Source organism: Xanthomonas sp. BRIP62418 (assembly GCF_003993495.1).
GTDB classification, from domain to species: Bacteria; Pseudomonadota; Gammaproteobacteria; order Xanthomonadales; family Xanthomonadaceae; genus Xanthomonas; species Xanthomonas euroxanthea.
This window is the reverse complement of sequence record NZ_QEZG01000034.1, coordinates 116014-134976: the sequence shown is the minus strand read 5'-3', so window position 1 is coordinate 134976 and position 18963 is coordinate 116014. Positions and strand designations below refer to the sequence as shown.

The following is an 18963-nucleotide window of genomic DNA, read 5'->3' as shown; positions in this document are numbered from 1 at the left end:
GTCGTCGCGCTCACTTGGGCAGCACCGCCGAGAAATCGACATCCTTCGCAACGTAGACGTTCAGGACCGTTCCTTGATTGATCGTCAGCGTTGCAGGGCGACGCCCGGATTTCTCTACCGCCTGTTGCGCAAGTTGCTGCACACTTTGGGCGGTGTTGCTCTCGAACGGCTGCTGCGTGATGACACCGGAACCCACACCGATGGTGGTCGTCTCCGGACCGTACTCCGCGGCCGCGTACTTGAAAGCATCGCTTAAAAGGCTGATGAACAACGCCGAAGCGATCTTGTTGCCCCAGTGAGCGTCATACTGGCCAGGATGACCAGCACTGCCGAGCGTGTCGATACCCGGGCCGACCAGAGTGACATCGAGCCCAGTTGGAGTAGTCACGCGATCCCAGACGACCTGCAGGCGCCGGGTCGTGGGTTCGCCTGCACCATACTGACCCAGCATCTTCGAACCCTTCGGCAACAGCAGATTGTGCCCATTGATCGAATAAACTGGTTCGGTAACGATACATGACGTATAGCCGCCAAAGTCGGAAATGATCCGCGTTTCCAGAATGCAACGGATATAGGTACCGCGCACGAGCAAACCGTCAGGATTGCTGATCGGCTTGGCCAGCGTCACCTGCTCATCCTCTTGAGCTCCAGGCTGTGCGCCAGTCTGACCCGACATCCCGGGAGTGCCCGAAGCATCGCCGCCAGCTGCAGCGGACTGCTCGGCCAGAATGCGTCGTTCCAGCAAGGTCGGAGCGCGCGGACGCTCTGGAGCTTCGGCGGGCATGCTGTCGTTTTCGTCGATAGACATCGGCGGCAGCGGCGGCAAACTCGGTTGTTGCGCAAGAGGCACCGGAGCCGTCTCGACGGGTGAGGTCATATTTTGCGGAAGTGCAGGCGCGACAACCGTCTCGGCACGCGGCTTCACCGGTGCAGAATCGTCAGAGCCCTGCTTTGCCAACCAGAAAATAGCCAAAAGTAACAAGCCGGCAACCAGTGCGAGAAAAACCAGCGCCTTCCGGTTCAACCGTTTGATGTCGCTGGACCGCAACACAGGCTCAGTCGAATCCAGATCCGGCTCCGCAGCCGCCTGCTGGCGTGCGAAGTACGGATTACTGCGCTCGTCGTACTCGTTCGTTACGGGCTCATCCGATCGGTTGTCCCGGGAGCGCTCATCAGGGCTGTTTGGAATGTTTGAGTTCACTTTTGCTTGTTCCTTCGCAGACCGACGACATTATCGCCATGACGAACTACCAGAAAGGGGTAGGTTCCATGAACGATCAAGGTATTACCCTCAACAGTCGTATTCACGAGAAAGTCCTCGCTATGCTCTTTCTCACGAGCAAATACCGCCGGGAAATTACCCGTGGGAAATCGTGTTAAATCCATATTGATATAAGTGAACTTACCGTCATCATAGACTCGGCTCGGAATCAACCAGGACTTTTTGCTTCGCGTAGCAAAGTCATAGTCGTAATAGTAGCGACGATCCTTGAGAATCTTCGCATTCAACAGAGGACCATCTTTAACGGCAGCTGCATCCTCGACATTGTTGAAGCTCGTATCCTTGGGGTAACTGAATACCACTTTGTATTGTACGCCGGCTTGTTTGGCCTGCTCCAGGCGTTGCCAATCGGTCGCAACAACCTTGAGCTCGAGGATATAAGAATGCGTAGCCGTACGAATCATCATATTCGTATCGACGTCGACGTTCTTGGGCTTCAGATAAAAGACGTTTTCACGACGTGTCAGCTCCCAGCCTCCGGTGAAACCGGTGCTGTAGTCAAGAATCTTTTCATTGGGACTGAGTTCGATCTGGGTGGTGATGCCCAGTCCGGTACGCACCTGATAGATACGGTCGGGTGCGTATTCGTATTCTTGTACGACCTGAGCTGCAGCCGAGAATGCGCACAATGCAAGTGGCAACACTGCAGCCAATGCCGCCCTGTAAGGGTTATAGGGTTTCATCGACCGCTTGCTCCATTGACATTGTTCGGCATCCCTTGGGGTTGGATCGTGGGCTGGGCTTGAGTTTGGCCGGACGGCTGAGGCTGTGCCTGGCCAGGATATCCGGGCTGCTGTTGCACTGGAACGCTACCAGGAGCCGCCTGCATGCCCTGCTGCGCCGGGACACTGGCTGGCGTTGCAGCGCCAGCGGCATTCGGATCAACCATGCCAGGAGTCATCGGCTGCTGATAAGCTGCGGCCTGTGGTGCAGCTTGCGCCTGCGTGCTGATCGCGGACGGCGCGGCAGGCAAGGCCGAGTAATCGTTATCGACACGATAATCGGTCACCCGGAAACCAAGGGGATTTTCCACTCTAAGGCTATCACTCATCTGCAGGTTATCCTGGTAAGCGAACCCCATAGTCGCAATCTTGTTGTCCAGAAGCGTAGTTACAGTAGATGTCTTATCGTAAACATTCCGCTGAAAACGCACCGTCGCACCCGTATACGGCTTACCTTTGCCACCGATAAGGGTGATGCTGAGAATATTGATGCGGATTGCACGCAGCCTTCCATAGGTATTGAAAGGCCTCGTTGGATTATTACCGGCATGCAGCGCGCGATACTCGGCAAGCACATTCGTTGCCGCCATCGCAGCAACCGTATTCCAGTCGCGATCACCGATGGTAGACGCATCGAATGACTCACGGGCCAGGATGAAACGCGCGATATTGCTACGCGCCAATGCCTCGCTGGTGCTGATGGTGCGTCCGCCGTAATTCGCTTCGAGCTTGGCAATGGTGCTGGTGCCAGAATACGCGTCAGCCATTACCAGGTAAGGCACCTTCTCCTTCAGCGGCAACATGTAGTAATAACCGCCGGCCGTCATGACGGTAATGAGCATGGAGACGGTCGCCACCACCCATGCGCGCTTTTCGCTGCGGCGTGCGAGATCGGCGATGCTGACCTCGTAGTTCACCGCTTTATGGACGGCCGCACCAACCTGGGCGGAACCGTCCTTTTCACTCACTTTCTTACGCAACATGTCGAAATCCGTCACCGTAGGGCCTTGTCAGGCCTGAAACTATCGCCGCGAAGAGCACGGACGCATGGGAGGCTTGAGCCGACTCGCCGACCGAATGCTGGAGAGCATCGGATCAGCAGTCAGCTCTTAGAGTTTGGCTCCAGACGACACCGGCACCGGCTGTACCAACAGCTTGTTGGCGGAGACCGAGACCGACACCCCTTGCGCCGCGTATACCGCGCTCAGCTCGGTTGCGGCTTGCTGCACACTGGTGGTACTGATGTTGGAAACCGGAGCGATCAGGGTGTAATCCGAAGGCAGGTTGTACGACAGCTGCATGTTGGAATCCGCAGCCCACCGTTCCAGCATCGTCTTCAGCGTGCCGTCCATCGGCGTGGCCTGATACGTATAGGAGGTGTAAAGCGGGATCTCAGTGGGCGCTTCGTCAAAGTGATTGACGTGCTTCCAACGTCCACCAAAATCGGGAGCAGGCTTGGTCGCGCACGCGCTGACCAACGCAGCGACCACCAAGACCAGCGACAGCTTGGGCACACACATCGGATTCACTCTGACTTCTCCAACTCATGAGATTTCGTGCTTACGGCGAACAGCACGACGGCCCCGCTCACCGTCAGGTGGCGGAGGGGATTTGTCTTTGATGCAACTTGCGGGCGCGCATATCCATCCGAGCCAGCCGAAACAGGCCAGCCGGCACTGCACATGCGCGCCGACGAAAAAAATGAATACGCTGCAGAACCGTCCATAGCCTTACTCCTGTGCGGCCCCGTCTGGCGCCGCCCCCCTTTAACAAAAAATCAACATTGCGCAAATTCTGGGTAACTTTGCCCTCAACGTACGCATGAGTCAAGAATCGCCGGCACGTCGCCCCATCCGTTTCGTGACAAAAATCACAATTTTACGGAAAGCGTTTTCACATCCGTCCTGGGCAACAGGCGTGCGGTGAAATATCGATCTTCGTAGTAGCGGATCTTGTCGCACTTCACCGGGTGCGGGATGCCCTCGTACAGGAAGACCTCTTTCTGGTTGCCCATTGCCTTGAGTTCCTGCGGAAGCATCAGGGCACGCCGCTCCTCCGAAACGCTACGGGTAGTCTCCCTGCCGCGGGTGACGTTCTTCTTCTTGATGGTGGTGTAGCCCAACATCTCGGAGTAGTCGTTCGCATCCTGCTGCTCACGCGGTGCATACAGGATCTGCAGCGCATGGTTGGTGATGATGGTGCGCGACAGATCCTTGCCGTAGGTCGCGTCCAGCTGCGCCATGCTCTGGATGATGGGCAGCAAACGAAGGTTGTAGCCCGCCATGTAGGCAACCGCCGTGGCGATGATGTCGACCTTGCCGATCGAGGTGAACTCGTCCATCAACAGCAGGCATTGGTATTTCAGCTCTGGATTGGACTTCGGCAGCTCGCGCGTGTTGAGGTTGATGATCTGACTGAAGAGCAAGTTGATGATGAGCCGGCTTTCGGCCAGCTTGTTGGGCTGGATGCCAATGTAGATCGTCATCTTCTTCTTGCGCAGGTCGGTGAGCAGGAAGTCGTCCGCGCTGGTTGCCGCATCCAGGACCGGGTTGATCCATGCGTTGAGCGGCTCTTTCAGGGTGCCCATGATGGACGCGAATGTCTCATCGGCCTGTGACAGCATGTTGGCAAATGCCGAGCGTGCATTGCTGCTGAGGAACCTGCGCTCGGACAGCGACTTGAGGTACTTCTTGAGGTCTGTGCCATCTCCCGACGACAGGCGGTAGATGCCGCCAAGCGTGGGAGCCCCTGCCCCGCCCGGAAAGCCGAGTGACAACTCATCGTCCTGGTTTTCGAACAGATACAGGGCGAACGCCATAAAGGCATTACGCGCCTGACTGACCCAGAATTTCTGGTCATCCGACCCGTCCGGATACAGCATCGCGGCGATGCTCATCAGATCCGACACACGAAAGGCAGGGTCGCTGGACACGTAGGTCAGCGGATTCCACCGATGCGTACGACGGTCTTCGGCAAAAGGATTGAAGAGGAACACCTCATGCCCCTGACTGGCGCGCCAGCCACTGGTGAGGTCGAAGTTCTCCTGCTTGATGTCCAGGACCACGACCGATTCCTGGTACTCCAGCAGGTTGGGAATGACCACGCCGACGCCCTTGCCGGAACGCGTTGGCGCAGCGAGGATCACGAACTGTTGCCCGCTCAGCCGTACAAGCTTGCCGTTGAACTTGCCGACGACGATGCCGTTACCACTAGGCTTGAAAAGACCGTGCTTGGAAAGGTCTGCCGCTCCGGCAAAGCGCGCATCGCCATGCAGCGCCCGTGCCTTCGGCTTGACCAGGAGCACGACCGTGATGGCCCAGATGATCCCGGGCAGACCAAAGCCGAGAATGCCGGACATCTTGATCTTGGTTGCGTAAGGCGCCACTTCCGGCAAGCCCAGCGCCTTGACGTAGCGGTAGTAGGTATCCCAGGCGTACAGCCCGGTATCGAGCCGCAACAACAGAAGCGTCAGATACCCGGACAGGAAATATCCAACAAGCAATGTCACCAGGGTGGCGACTGCAATCAGTTTGGCTTTGGACACGCGCCCCTACTCCTTGGCTTACTTCTCAACGGCAATTAGCGACGGACGACGGGCTTGTGATCGACCAGATCCGCCCTGCGTCCGCCGCTCTCGCTCTCGACGAGCGAGTCGATCCAGACTCTGGCTTGATCCAGCGACAGGTCCGGCGTGAGCCGGGTTCCGGCATCCGTCACGACGGCATAGGCAACCACAGCGTCAGGCGCGTAAGTATCCTCCCGGGTGATTGCCACGACACGGTACCCGCCCCTGGTCAGCACGGTGTGCTGATACTCGTCCATCGCCAGCCTTCCTTTTCGTCAGCGCGGAGGCGATGCTAAAGCAAGACGTGTGATGGAGAAAGCGGTTTCGGCGAAGCCGGCTCAACAGCGCCTGCATTCGACGCAAGGCGAGGATAGGGATGCGTCAGTGCTGGCGGAATTCGGTTGGCACTTGAAGTGCTTTCAAAGCCACACACATGCCTGGCGGTGACAACTCGCCTTGTGGATGAGGTGCCCAGCTACGGGTGCGGTGCCCAGCGCCGCGACGAAACAACGTTGAACAGCGACCCGAGCCTGCCCCAGGAATCTCGACGCATGGGACGCAAAAGCGCCGGGCCTGCCGGACCAGCGTGCAGCAGCCCGTGACGCCTAGCCGCTGCACGATGTTCGATTCAATGCGCTTGGGCGACGCAAAGGATGCAAGCGAAAGCGATCGTCAAGACTTGGCAAAGGACGCACGGACGCTGCGAGCGCAAATGCATGAGCCAACCTCGGATCCGCGGCAGCAGTCGCTGCCGATGTTGAAGCCACTCAAGTCGCCATGCCGTCTGGACTTGGAGTGGTGGGCGGTACAGGGTTCGAACCTGTGACCCCTACCATGTCAAGGTAGTGCTCTACCGCTGAGCTAACCGCCCGTTTCCTGCATCAGCATTGCGCTGTGCAGGGCGCGCATTCTAGCGCAGGGTTTGGATCGCCACAAGCCCTCCCTGCATCCGAACTGCGACGCTGTCGCCCTGCCCTACGCCAGACTGGCAGCTTTCAGTTTCTGGATCTGGTCGCGAATCTGCGCGGCCGCCTCGAACTCCAGGTCCTTGGCGTGCTGGTACATCTGCTGCTCCAGGCTCTTGAGCTTGCCGGCGATCTGGGCAGGCCCCATCGCGCGGTAATCGGGCATTTCCTCCGCCACCTGACGCGACTTCGAGCGTCCTTTGCCTGCCTTCTTCTCGGCGGCATCCTCGCGCGCACCTTCCATGATGTCGGAGATCGGACGCGCCACCGACTTGGGCGTGATGCCATGTTCCAGGTTGTACTCGACCTGCTTCTCGCGGCGACGGTCGGTTTCGTCGATCGCGGCCTGCATCGAGCGCGTCATCTTGTCGGCGTACAGAATGGCCTTGCCGCGCAGGTTGCGCGCGGCGCGGCCAATGGTCTGAATCAACGAACCGGTCGAACGCAGGAAGCCTTCCTTGTCCGCGTCCAGGATCGCCACTAGCGACACTTCCGGCATATCCAGACCTTCGCGCAACAGATTGATGCCGACCAGCACGTCGAACTTGCCCAGGCGCAGGTCGCGGATGATCTCCACGCGCTCCACGGTGTCGATATCCGAATGCAGATAGCGTACGCGGATGCCATGCTCGCCGAGGTACTCGGTGAGGTTCTCGGACATGCGCTTGGTCAGCGTCGTCACCAGCACACGGTCGCCGAGCTTGATGCGCTCGTGGATTTCGGACATCAGGTCGTCCACCTGCGTTCCGACCGGGCGAATTTCGACCACCGGATCGATCAGCCCGGTCGGGCGCACCACCAGCTCGGTGATCTCGCCGGCGGACTCGCGCAGCTCGTAGGGCCCCGGCGTGGCCGACACATAGATGCTGCGCGGCGAGCGCGCCTCCCATTCCTCGAAACGCAGCGGCCGGTTGTCCAGTGCCGAGGGCAAGCGGAAACCGAACTCCACCAGCGTTTCCTTGCGCGAGCGGTCGCCCTTGTACATCGCGCCGATCTGCGGAATGGTCACATGCGACTCGTCGATGACCAGTAGCGCGTCCGGCGGCAAGTAGTCGAACAAGGTCGGCGGTGGCTCGCCGGGGGCCTTGCCGGTGAGATGCCGCGAATAGTTTTCGATGCCGTTGCAGAAGCCGACTTCGGCCATCATCTCCAGATCGAACTGGGTGCGCTGCGCCAGGCGCTGCGCTTCGACCAGCTTGTTCTGCGAGTACAGCTGCTCCAAGCGCTCCTTCAATTCCTCCTTGATCGTATCCACCGCACTCAGCGTGCGCTCGCGCGTGGTCGCGTAGTGCGTCTTGGGGTACACGGTGTAGCGCTGCAGCTTGCGCAGCGTTTCGCCGGTCAGCGGATCGAACAGGGTCAGCCGCTCGATGTCGCCATCGAACAACTCGATCCGCAGCGCTTCGGTGTCGGATTCGGCCGGGAACACATCCAGCACTTCGCCACGCACGCGGAACGCGCCGCGGGTCAGTTCGAATTCATTGCGGGTGTACTGCAGGTCGGTGAGATGGCGGATCAACTGGCGTTGGTCGATGTGCTCGCCCACCGACAGGATCAGGCGCAGCGACAGATAGTCTTCCGGCGCGCCCAGGCCATAGATCGCCGACACCGTGGCCACCACCAGCGAATCGCGACGCGACAGCAGGGTCTTGGTCGCCGACAGACGCATCTGCTCGATGTGCTCGTTGATCGAACTGTCCTTCTCGATGAAGGTGTCCGACGACGGCACATAGGCCTCGGGCTGGTAGTAGTCGTAGTAGCTGACGAAGTACTCCACCGCGTTGTGCGGAAAGAACGACTTGAACTCGCCGTACAGCTGCGCCGCCAGCGTCTTGTTCGGCGCCATCACCAGGGTGGGCTTCTGCACCTGCTGGATCACGTTGGCAATGGTGTAGGTCTTGCCGGAGCCGGTCACGCCCAACAGGGTCTGCTTGGCCAAGCCGGCCTCGAAGCTGGCGACCAGCTTGTCGATGGCGGCAGGCTGATCGCCGGCTGGGGAGTACGGGGATACGAGCTGAAAACGGTCGGTCATGGAGCGGTGCCCTCACATCGACTACTGAGTATAGCGACGCAGGATGATGGTCGTGTTCGTGCTTTCCCTACTCCGACCCGAGCAGCGGACTGATAGTTGAGCCTGCTCGCTTGCAGGATGCTCAATGTCCACGGAAGGAGCATCGAACGGAATGGAGAGGAGACAGCCTCACTCAGGAATCAGCTTGATAGAAGTCTTGGCAATCATCGCATTGCTGGCTGTGCTTACCTCCATTGCATGGCCATCCTTTGCTGAGCTTCGCCAAACGCATCACGTGCGAGCGATCATGTTCGAACTTAGCGCCACTCTGGCAATGGCCCGCTCAGCGTCCGTCACGCGCGGAGGACCCGTCGCTGTTTGCCCAAAATCTTCGACGCTGGTCTGCCTTGGCGACAGCAACTGGACTGGCGGATGGCTGATCTATTCCGACTCAGATGGCAATCGACACCCTGACGTTAGGAGCGATGTCATCTCGACAAGCTCCCCAAAGATTTCTTCGGAACTCCAGATCTACACAACCGATGGCCGTGGACAAGTACGCTATGGGCCGCTTGGCAGATCACTTGGCAGCAACCTGACCTTTCATATCTGCAGTCGCGGCATCCTCAGGGGCCAAGTCATCGTCAGCACAGCTGGGCGCCCAAGGTCGCTGCTGCCGGCAGCGCAGCAAGCTTGCCCCGTCTGAAAAATTTATCAGACAAGGGGTTGCATAACGCTCCACCGCTCCCTATAATTCACCTCCCCGCCCGAATAGCTCAGCCGGTTAGAGCACTTGACTGTTAATCAGGGGGTCGTTGGTTCGAGTCCAACTTCGGGCGCCAAAAACAAAAAAAGACCTCCTATAGAGGTCTTTTTTTTTGCTAGAATTTTGACGGCAATACGGTTCGGTTATCAGACATATGGTCAAAGAGTAAAAGTCATGGTAGCCAAGCATCTGGAATACGATAAAGGGCGGCCTGGAATTCCAGGCCGCCCTTTTAGCTTTATCAATTTACGTGATTCTCAAAAGACTTTACCAACATTGGGTGGCGCCACCCGAACCCGAAGCAGCACGCACACCGAGCTGATTGATCGTTAACGTGCCGCATGTCGAGTCGTTCTGCCCAGAGGTTGGCGTAGCGCTCAACGAAAAGCTTGTAGCTGTGGGCGTGCCTGAGGAAAATGTATAGAAATTTGCAATGTCAGCACTACATGCCCCCATACTTCCACCAACATAAGTCGTATTGATCGTGTAATAACGCTCCATGGTTTGAGCACCCTCTTGAAGACATGCGGCGGCGGCTGAACGACGAGATTTGATAACTGATGATCGATAACTATTGATTGCTATAGCAGCGAGAATGCCAACGATCGCGACTGCAATCATTAACTCCAGCAAGCTGAAACCAGAATTCTTCTGAAAGTAACCCCCAGATGAGTTGCGATTCATATTGCTCATGATTTAGTCCCTAATAATTTCGCGCCAGGATACACGCCCTGTATTGCGATTATCCGCAATATTGACGCTACCCAAACTTCCCTTGGAACCACCAACGACAATTTTCCCCCGCAGAACATTCCCAAGTGTCGGCATGCCCACCCCTAAATTGACCGAACCCACTGGCAATCCACCTACAGTCTCGTCACTAAAACTACCATCACCGTCGAGATCAAAGAAAGACTCTGTACCGCTCGTGCCAGTAAAGGCATCCAGTGCATTGATGTAGCCTGTACCGTCCGCCTGGCATGCACTAGCTGTCGGGATAATGCTGCTAACCAAAAGCGTTCTATTGAACAATTGCGCTTCACTCACAATCCGCTCACCCTCCAAGGTAACAGCACCTCCAGTGACAGCCGCCGGTTTCAGTAAATCGATATACCAACCTCTAGAGCCAGCTGGTAAGATCGAATTGGGCTGAAATGCTCGTACTGGAAATCCATTTTGAGTGCCGGTCACCGTGATTGAGCGGGTAGTCAAAGCTGTTCGAGCAAGCGTTGTATTGCTGGCAGAAGTTGCTGTGTCAACGATCCCATACAAAGATTGTCCACTCTTGTCTGTGAGATCACCGGTCGTCATGAAACGGCCGGTACCAAAGAAAAGCCATGTCTCGTAAGTGCTTGGGTTCAATGCCACTGTCATATCCGCAGTGATTGGCTGCAAGGTACTGCCAGTGCCAACTGGATAAGAAGCAGTAAAAATTGGACTGCCGGTGTTTGCAACACGCCAACCGCCGGATGCTACCCCGGAAAGATCGAACTTCCAAACATTTCCCCTTACATCACCGGCATACACATAATCAACCGTCCCATTGGCATCCGCATCCCATCCCGTTGCGCCGGATAGGCCATTCGGCGCACTAGAAGATCCCACATTAGTATTAATCTGCTTGAGAAGCGTACCGGTTTCCAGATTGTAAACCAGCAGTACAGCCTGATCGTTAGTGCTATTGATACCATTCGCAACTACTAGCGCAGTAGTACCGTCATTGAGCCTGGCGACGAAAGGACGAGATTGAATAAATCCGATATTTGCAGCTTCCGCATCACCACTTGCACCGTAACGCTCCCACTTTACGTTACTTGCAGAAAAATTACTTGGCGTCGTCACATCCAACGCGTAGACACCCTTCCCGCCTTTACCTAGACTTCCTACTAGGATAGTTCTATCAGGTGTCTGAGCTCTTGTCGAAAGAATGACTGGCCCATCGACGAAGTAGCGATGACTGTACGTAGGCGCACTTAAACTACCTAGATCGGCGAAATTAATTGAAGAAGGAATGTATGCAAATTGTTCAACACCGTTAGTCGCATTAAAAGCATGCAACATCCCGTCATTGGCGCCCACATAAACCGTTCCAGTGTCGGACGAGTATGCAGGCGAAGAACTAACGATATCACCCAGGAGGGAGGTCCGATTGCGCAGAGTTCCGCCATTCACCAATTCTTTACTGCGGTTCCCCGCTATGTACAAAGCATTATCATCACCTGTCACAGCTGGCGCGGATGCACGCGCAAGAGACGCAGTCTGCCCTGCTGTCGGGAATGTGGAACCCGCGACACCATTCCAAGTGAAGATCTTGCGATTATTGGTGGGAATACCTTGGGAAGCACTCCACGTAGGGGTACCAGAAACCGCAGAGTTCACAACCGGATAGGCATTAAGCTCGCCTGTCCAGACGCCCGAAAGATAGCTGGCAGTGAAAACAAGCGTCCCCCCGTCCAAACTGGTTGACGTTGCTGAAACATTGGAAAAAGAGCCTGTACGCTGAGTGATTGTCGAGAGAGCGGCGGTCAGCCCAAGCTTGAATGCGTTCGGATCCGCAGCAGTTAGAAAGGTTCCGCGCCCATTAACTGCCGCATGCCACAAGTCATCAATGCGCGCCAGGATATCATTACCACCGGTATAGGTTGGCTGTGGGTCAGGCCAGCCGATAGTACCAGCCACCAAACGAGCCAAGTCGGTTGCAGGATCAAGAACACCCCGCGCACCAATTGCAATCCCGAAAGTGACCATATGCTGCCAAAATGCCGGATCGGCATTGCTGGTGGGCACAATATTATCCAGATCCGATCGTAAATCGCTCTTCCAGTACGACATTGCGACGTCGGCCAACGTATTCGAATAAGAATCCGAATACGGCGTACTTGCTGTGTAGCCATAGGGAGCCGGCACGCCTCCAGGGCCGCTGTATGTAGTTCCGTTAGTTCCATCTTGGTTGCCCGGATTGACAGCAGTGGCGCCATTCCAGTAACCGTCGGTGGTCATAATTGCGAAATTTTGGCGGCAAGCGTACTGATCTACGCCTGCTTCCGGGCCATAAGGTCCGGTTGAACTAGAACCTTGAAAGTACTGCCCAACTCCGTCTAAAGCATTTAACAAAGGAGTTCCATTGTAGCCGCTAGCATTATACAAGCGGTTATACCAATTCGTTCGCGCAGAGATTGCTGCAGCCCCGCCTGAAGCGGCCTTATCCATGAAAAGGCCCTGATTACCGTCATTGACTGGAATATCGAGATTATTCCGCGACCAAATGGTCCTGAAACCAACCCGCACATTGGCTCCAAGATCACTGAACGCTTGACCAGCGCCAGCCTTGGCTGCTTTGATGCGGGTACGATGATAGGAAAACCAGGTGGCGTAATTAATGGCTTCCTGGGAAGCATTTCTTCCCGTTGGAGTAGCAGCAGTACAATTTATCCAATCGCTACTATCACTCCCGGAAGAACAGCGATTAGTTCGCGCGACTGTGGCCGCGAGTGTATATGTTGCTGAACCGATATTACCGCCCCGTGAAACCTCAACAAGATATGTACTATCAGTAGCAACTACCACCTGACAAGAAACGGTTGATCCTGCACTTGCGGTCTGGGTGCATTCAGCAGCAGAACTCAACGCGTTACTTACCCTCAAAGTTGCTAAGCGGGTCCCAGTTGTAGTGAGTGTAGCAGTAAAGACCCTGTTCGCAGGTACAACAATAGTATAAGAATCAGTTTCGTTTCTGTTAACGGAATTTGAGACGGGATATCCAGTTACGGAGGAAGGAGCAGCAGTAACGACAGGACCAAATTCACTCCGCGTTACCGTGTTTGCATCACTGATCTGATATCGAAAATAGTTATTTGCATTTGAAAGGTAATTTGTCGCAGCATTATTTAAATCCTTAGGCACATAAAACGTCTGGACTCCGCCACAAACCCTTTGATTAGCTCCTGTACCATCGGCGTTACCATTTCTATCAAAATTTGAACAGCTAGCACCATTTGCAAGATCTATAGTTGTACCCGAAGCTCTATTAAAATCTCCATACGCCGCACCGTACGAGGTACCACCCATCATCAATGCGCCGGCAGATGTAATCCAAGGCTGATAGTTAACAGCGGGGTTATAATAGATCGTATTACCGATATAAGCATTATCAGTAATGTCGAGCACAACCTGATTGTTTGATACTGTACAGTTACCACCATTTGTATCACGGCGACAAATCTGAGAAATCTGAGGGTTTGCTAAATCCTCAAATGCCATCGAGCCTGAGTCATCTAAAATGAACATGATGTTCGGCGGAACACGGCTGGCCGTTGTCAGCGGATCGGTGGGCAATGTGATACCGGCATTGGCAGGAAGCGACAGCAGGGTAGCCAGCATAGATAACACAGGCACCATGAGCGCCTTACGCAAGCCATCCAACCTCCGGCGGAATGGACTTTTAGAGATGGTCATGTCGGGCCCCTACTGCTTGATATAGTTTGTCTGCAGGAGTACCTGGGAACGCCCGGCCCCCTCACTGACAGCGGTAATGCGATACCTGGGTGACAAGCACAATGCCGGTATCGGTGAAATACGATCACATGCAGGCCATGTAGGAGCATCGCCCATGTATTCAATGATGTATTGAGGCGCAGTCGTTAAATCTACCGTCAAGGTTGCAGTACGCCAACCGGAACGGCTGGTGGCGAGCCAACGATCCGTATCGGTAGCCAATGGGGTAGCGCAGACCCCATCTACGCATCCACTATTTGGAACACTGATCGTTGTTGCAGCTTTGATACGTCCCTCTGCCTCTCGCATGGCACCTTCTGCTGCTTGAAAACTTCTGCCGCGATCGACGAGATTCGACGCCATTCGCTCTTCAAGCAGCGTACTGCGCAGGACTGCCAAACCCAGCAAAGTCATGATTAACAAAAGCAAAAGCACGACAATGAGTGACACACCGGCCTGAGATCGATAATGGAGAGTGTTCATGCATTGCGATTCCGAAGTGCGATCACATGACTAAGGGTGCGGGTAATGGCCTCGCCGCCAGGGCCGGAACGAGTTGAATCCAGCATTTCCAGGCGAATGCTAACAGCGGTAACGGATGACCAGTCGGTTACGGAACTGGCGTCTACATACGTTGACTGCCCTCTGACAAGATACTGCAACTGCATGTTATTGACGCCTTCCAACACTTCGTCGTTACGCTGCGACAAAGCACTCCCGGAATAAACCATTTGCGACTGATATAAAGACCTGGTTCCACGCGCATTCGTACCAATGAACCATCGGGAAGCATGCAGGTTGGCGAGGACGGAGCCAGCTGCAACAAACGCGAACTGCGAGCCGCCACAGATCGGCATCGCCAAACCGGTTGAACAATTCCCTGGGGAAACTCCACTGACCGCATGGACAACATTAGACCCACTCGCTGCGCTGACCTGAAAGATGGCCGACTGTCGCGCATTGCAAGCCACTACGACGTCGCCTGTCGAGATGCCCGCAGCGGCAGCCGTGGTATTAAGAGTAAGCGTGGCCGAAGCAGTATTGTCCAACGCAATGGTTGCGACTTCATAGCCAGAACCCAGAATTTGTAGTGCGTCGGTCCCTGCGATGCGGGTACCGGTTGCTGTGCCGTTTGCTGGAGAACCAGAAGAAAAAGCCCCCTCGACACCCGTTATGCCGGAACTCCACGTGTCGATGTTCGTGTACCAATTCGCAGCCTTATTGTTTACCACGTTGGCGATTGGCACTGTATTTACACATGGATTCCCGGAAGCTTCACGGACATCGCGTGCCATCAATTCGAAAGCTGTCCGCACATTTTCCTGAACGCGCCCCAAGCCCTCAGTGGCGCTATAAGTACGACGATTGGAAAGGAAGATACCAATAGCTGCACCCACTACCAGCAGCCCTAAGATAAGAGCAATCATCAGCTCAATAAGCGTTACGCCACGCATACCCGACCTGCTGGCACGCCTATATTTCCTCAAGCTATTCATAGGCGTGTCTTAATTGAAAATTGCTGGACAGAACTACCGTTTTTTGCCCGACTGTCGTCCCACCTGACTATCGCTTCGCATGCCGTATCGCTGCAGCTAATAGTGCCGCAAGCGGTAGAATTTATGGAGCTTTTTAATCCTTGCAACCAGTTACTGATATCGTTGGAGACCAGACTGGAACCAGTGGGAGCGGTGCAAGAGGTTTGGTTGTAACCCCCTGACGTGGCAACTGCAAGATTTGCGCGCATCGCATCAAAAATGGTGTAAGCCTGTATTACGGCTTGGCTGCGTTCCAGCGAACTCTGACTGTTGCGGAGAGCTGTAGCTTGCATTGCGGCAATACCCAGCATACCAACCCCTAGCACCAGCACTGAAATCATGACCTCAACTAGACCAACGCCTGCCATCGAATTGCGTTTAATAAATTTTTTCATGCCCGCCTCACAGCGTAGTAGGTGCATTGACCGGAGATGCGCAGGTGATATCGCTCGCACCATTACGCACAGCAGCGCGGCTTCCGCTGACGATTACAACAACACGGACATTTTGAGGCGGAGTGCTGGTCGTTAGGCAAGAACTGACAGCCGCAGCGAGCAACGCACCTGTTGCATCACGCGCCAAACCATCAGCTCTAAATTCGACTGCATTGCCGTTACTAACAATTGCAGGACTCGCCTGAATTAGTAGCGGCATCTTCGCTGTGCCGACTCGCAGCACCTCGTTGGTAGCTTTGACCATAATGATCCATTGGTTCCAAGAGCCGCTGGTACAACTGGACGCATTGCTGCTTGGGCACACAAGCACCGTCTGATTACGTCGCACAGCCTCAGACCGCGCCATCTGCAGCGACGCCAACACCTCGTTTGCAGATGCGGTAAGCCGATTACTATTTATCAGCCCTGTAAAACTTGGGATAGCAATTGCCGCCACGATCGCAAGCACAGCCACGGTCACCATCAATTCAACCAGACTGAACCCTAGATGCTGACCTAACTGCACGTCATCCCGCAGGTTGCGTCGCAACGCCGGCATGGTATTTCCTCGCTTCATTCCCCAGCGTAACGCTAGTGGTCGTCGTCAGCATACGCAACGAGTGGCCGATGAGCGGCCCAGATTGGGGAATGAATGGAGCAACTTTCGCTTGATGAACCGGTGCATCATGTTCGCACTATTGCACCGTAGAAAGACTTCAAGCGTATGCCCATTCCTTCTTCCCAAGTACAGCCTCTGGACATCTTATGGCAGGCGCCTGTCATCATCTGGACCCTGCTGGCTGGCGAGGGAGTCGCGGCAGTGCTGGCTCTCGCCCCTACCTTGGACGAAAATCGCTGGGTCTACTTTGGCCTTGCTTCTCTGGCGGTGCAATGGGTAGCGCTACTGACACTCACATGTCTGTATGGATTACGTCATCGATTGGCGGCGCTGAAGCCACTGCACATCGCCACCTTGTCCCTGGGACTTATGCTGGGATGTACCTGGGCGGTGTGCATTGCGACGTGGGCAACATTACATGAAGCGTGGAGTGCTACTCCACGCGAATGGATATTGACTTTCCTCCGTACTACAGGAATTGCGCTCACGGTCGGCATTCTAAGCTTGCTGGCATTCCACAATCACTGGAGGGCAAGGCAGTTGGCGGTACAAGCCCAGCAGGCACAATTGGATGCACTGCGTGCACGAATACGACCGCATTTTCTTTTCAATACACTTAACACAGGAGCTGCTCTTATCCACGGGCATCCCGAAAAAGCGGAGCGCCTGCTACTAGACCTAGCTGACTTGTTTCGTGCAGCACTAGGCACATCGGATCAAATCAGCCTGTACGAAGAACTCGCATTGACACGACGTTACTTGGAAATTGAGGGAATGCGCTTGGGACGACGACTAACCATTGACTGGCAAGTCCCCTCATCACTACCAGACATCCATATCCCACCCTTATCTATTCAGCCTTTACTAGAAAATGCAGTTCGCCATGGCATTGAACCTCGAATCGATGGCGGCTATGTATCCATCAAACTTATTCTGGACCAGAAATGGGCGCGAATTGAAATCACTAACCCACTCCCGCCCAATCAAGAAAACTCAAATCGCGGCCATCAACTTGGTCTGCGCGCAGTGAAAGCCAGACTGGAAACTCCAGATAGCGGCTACGCACGCCTGACAACGCAGCGTACAGATGAGGTCTTCATCAGTACGCTTGAGTTGCCAATCATTAGCCGACCTTGAGTTTTAGGCGGTCTAGGTCACCACCCGATAGCACGGCCGGTAGTCTCCCGAAATCTTCATCCGGCGCTGCTCGACGAAGCCGCGCAGCAGTTCGTCCAGGGCCTGCATGATGTCCGGGTCGCCATTGATCTCGAAGGGGCCGAATTCCTCGATGCGGCGCATGCCGTCTTCCTTCACGTTGCCGGCGACGATACCGGAGAAGGCGCGGCGCAGGTCGGCGGCCAGCGCGGGCGCTGGGCGGCCGTGGTGCAGATCCAGGGCGGCCATGGCCTCGTGGCTGGGTTCGAACGGCTGCTGGTACTCGAGCGGGATGTGTACCGACCAGTTGAAGTAGTACGAATCCTTCTGTTCCTTGCGGTGCGCGCGCACCTGGTGGATGCCTTCGGCCATGCGACGCGCCACGGCGACCGGGTCGCCGACGATGATCTCGTAGCGGGAAGCGACAGCTTCGCCCAGGGTGAGCCGGATGAAGCGGTCGATCTGCTCGAAATACGGCGCGGCAATGGTCGGGCCGGTCAGGATCAGCGGGAACGGCAGGTCGGCGTTCTCTTCGCGCAGCAGGATGCCGAGCAGGTAGAGGATTTCCTCGGCCGTGCCGACGCCCCCCGGAAACACCAGGATGCCGTGTCCGATGCGGACGAAGGCTTCAAGGCGCTTTTCGATGTCCGGCATGATCACCAGGTGGTTGACGATCGGATTCGGCGACTCGGCGGCGATGATGCCCGGCTCGGTCACGCCGATGTAGCGCGTGTGATGCTTGCGCTGCTTGGCGTGCGCGATGGTGGCACCCTTCATCGGGCCCTTCATCGCGCCCGGCCCGCAGCCGGTGCAGATGTCCAGGCCACGCAAGCCCAGCTCGTAGCCCACCTGCTTGGTGTAGAGGTACTCGTCGCGCGAAATGGAATGGCCGCCCCAGCACACGACCAGGTTCGGGTCCGACGGCTGCAGGATGCGCGCGTTGCGCAGCTGGCCGAAGACCGCGTTGGTGATGCCTTCGCTAGTGTCCAGATCCCCGCGCTGGGCTTCCAGCTCGATCGCCATGTAGGCCAGGTCGCGCACCACGGCGAACAGCAGCTCGGCCACGCCGCGGATGATCTCGCCATCGACAAAGGCCATCGCCGGTGCGTTGCTCAGATCGATACGGATGCCACGGTCCTGCTGGTTCACCTGGATATCGAAATCCGGATACAGGTCGCGCGCGGCGCGCGGGTCGTCCGACGCGCTACCACTGGTGAGCACGGCCAGCGCACACCGGCGCAACAGCTCGTGCATGCCGCCGCTGGAGGCGTCGCGCAGACGCGCCACTTCCGCCTTGGATAACACGTCCAGGCCACCACGCGGATAGATCCGCGCATCCACCACCGGCAGCGCCCGTGCTGCCGTACTGCTGAGTTCCATAGCTTGCTCCTGTCGTATCTCAGAACTTTAGCGTA

16 protein-coding genes and 2 tRNA genes are annotated in these 18963 nt (G+C 56.0%); 3 read left to right on the top strand and 15 right to left on the bottom strand.

Going from position 1 to position 18963, the window contains the following annotated elements; genetic code table 11:
- Nucleotides 1-10: 10 nt before the first annotated feature.
- From EO174_RS09360 to uvrB, 8 genes are all read right to left on the bottom strand, one after another.
- Nucleotides 11-1201: a TrbI/VirB10 family protein gene (locus tag EO174_RS09360; RefSeq protein ID WP_126944005.1), complete on the bottom strand. Its 1191-nt coding sequence runs from the start codon at nucleotides 1199-1201 to the stop codon at nucleotides 11-13.
- On the bottom strand, nucleotides 1198-1965 hold the full coding sequence (locus tag EO174_RS09355; protein WP_126944003.1) for a TrbG/VirB9 family P-type conjugative transfer protein: 768 nt from the start codon (nucleotides 1963-1965) through the stop codon (nucleotides 1198-1200). Before EO174_RS09355 ends, EO174_RS09360 begins: the two co-directional genes overlap by 4 nt.
- Nucleotides 1962-2987, bottom strand: coding sequence for a type IV secretion system protein (locus tag EO174_RS09350; RefSeq protein ID WP_164740151.1), 1026 nt, complete (start codon nucleotides 2985-2987; stop codon nucleotides 1962-1964). The genes EO174_RS09355 and EO174_RS09350 overlap by 4 nt, the downstream gene beginning before the upstream one ends.
- Before the next feature lie 126 nt (nucleotides 2988-3113).
- Nucleotides 3114-3524 carry a TcpQ domain-containing protein gene (locus EO174_RS09345; RefSeq protein WP_115677515.1) on the bottom strand — a complete coding sequence of 137 codons (411 nt, stop codon included), beginning with the start codon at nucleotides 3522-3524 and terminating at the stop codon, nucleotides 3114-3116.
- Between the two features lie 350 nt (nucleotides 3525-3874).
- Nucleotides 3875-5548, bottom strand: coding sequence for a type IV secretory system conjugative DNA transfer family protein (locus EO174_RS09340; protein WP_126943997.1), 1674 nt, complete (start codon nucleotides 5546-5548; stop codon nucleotides 3875-3877).
- A gap of 35 nt (nucleotides 5549-5583) precedes the next feature.
- Nucleotides 5584-5826 carry a hypothetical protein gene (locus tag EO174_RS09335; RefSeq protein WP_126943994.1) on the bottom strand — a complete coding sequence of 81 codons (243 nt, stop codon included), beginning with the start codon at nucleotides 5824-5826 and terminating at the stop codon, nucleotides 5584-5586.
- A gap of 539 nt (nucleotides 5827-6365) precedes the next feature.
- Nucleotides 6366-6440: transfer RNA gene (locus EO174_RS09330), tRNA-Val, on the bottom strand.
- Nucleotides 6441-6544: 104 nt separating this feature from the next.
- Complete coding sequence (uvrB, locus tag EO174_RS09325) at nucleotides 6545-8566, bottom strand: excinuclease ABC subunit UvrB (protein ID WP_102253869.1); 2022 nt, start codon at nucleotides 8564-8566, stop codon at nucleotides 6545-6547.
- Between the two features lie 124 nt (nucleotides 8567-8690).
- Here uvrB and EO174_RS09320 point away from each other — a divergent pair, with 124 nt between their 5' ends.
- Both EO174_RS09320 and EO174_RS09315 read left to right on the top strand, forming a co-directional pair.
- Nucleotides 8691-9251 (top strand): GspH/FimT family pseudopilin, encoded by a 561-nt coding sequence (locus EO174_RS09320; protein ID WP_343132543.1) that lies wholly within the window; start codon nucleotides 8691-8693, stop codon nucleotides 9249-9251.
- Between the two features lie 59 nt (nucleotides 9252-9310).
- A tRNA-Asn gene (locus EO174_RS09315) sits at nucleotides 9311-9387 on the top strand.
- Between the two features lie 191 nt (nucleotides 9388-9578).
- Here EO174_RS09315 and EO174_RS09310 read toward each other — a convergent pair.
- The 6 genes from EO174_RS09310 to EO174_RS09285 are packed head-to-tail and all read right to left on the bottom strand — an operon-like array spanning nucleotide 9579 to nucleotide 16258.
- Nucleotides 9579-10004: a type IV pilin protein gene (locus EO174_RS09310; protein ID WP_235858468.1), complete on the bottom strand. Its 426-nt coding sequence runs from the start codon at nucleotides 10002-10004 to the stop codon at nucleotides 9579-9581.
- Between the two features lie 3 nt (nucleotides 10005-10007).
- The gene (locus EO174_RS09305; RefSeq protein WP_241239990.1) at nucleotides 10008-13766 is read right to left on the bottom strand and encodes a PilC/PilY family type IV pilus protein; all 3759 of its coding nucleotides are present in this window, start codon (nucleotides 13764-13766) and stop codon (nucleotides 10008-10010) included.
- Between the two features lie 9 nt (nucleotides 13767-13775).
- The gene (locus EO174_RS09300) at nucleotides 13776-14288 is read right to left on the bottom strand and encodes a PilX N-terminal domain-containing pilus assembly protein (RefSeq protein WP_115677519.1); all 513 of its coding nucleotides are present in this window, start codon (nucleotides 14286-14288) and stop codon (nucleotides 13776-13778) included.
- Nucleotides 14285-15259 (bottom strand): PilW family protein, encoded by a 975-nt coding sequence (locus EO174_RS09295; RefSeq protein ID WP_126943991.1) that lies wholly within the window; start codon nucleotides 15257-15259, stop codon nucleotides 14285-14287. The genes EO174_RS09300 and EO174_RS09295 overlap by 4 nt, the downstream gene beginning before the upstream one ends.
- A gap of 38 nt (nucleotides 15260-15297) precedes the next feature.
- Complete coding sequence (gene pilV / locus EO174_RS09290) at nucleotides 15298-15735, bottom strand: type IV pilus modification protein PilV (protein WP_115677521.1); 438 nt, start codon at nucleotides 15733-15735, stop codon at nucleotides 15298-15300.
- A gap of 7 nt (nucleotides 15736-15742) precedes the next feature.
- The gene (locus EO174_RS09285) at nucleotides 15743-16258 is read right to left on the bottom strand and encodes a GspH/FimT family pseudopilin (protein ID WP_235858477.1); all 516 of its coding nucleotides are present in this window, start codon (nucleotides 16256-16258) and stop codon (nucleotides 15743-15745) included.
- Between the two features lie 240 nt (nucleotides 16259-16498).
- Between EO174_RS09285 and EO174_RS09280 the strand changes: the two genes are divergently transcribed.
- Complete coding sequence (locus EO174_RS09280) at nucleotides 16499-17530, top strand: histidine kinase (protein ID WP_115677523.1); 1032 nt, start codon at nucleotides 16499-16501, stop codon at nucleotides 17528-17530.
- 12 nt (nucleotides 17531-17542) lie between these two features.
- Here the strand turns inward: EO174_RS09280 and ppnN are convergent, their stop codons facing one another.
- Nucleotides 17543-18928 (bottom strand): nucleotide 5'-monophosphate nucleosidase PpnN, encoded by a 1386-nt coding sequence (gene ppnN / locus EO174_RS09275; RefSeq protein WP_104647998.1) that lies wholly within the window; start codon nucleotides 18926-18928, stop codon nucleotides 17543-17545.
- Nucleotides 18929-18963: the final 35 nt, after the last annotated feature.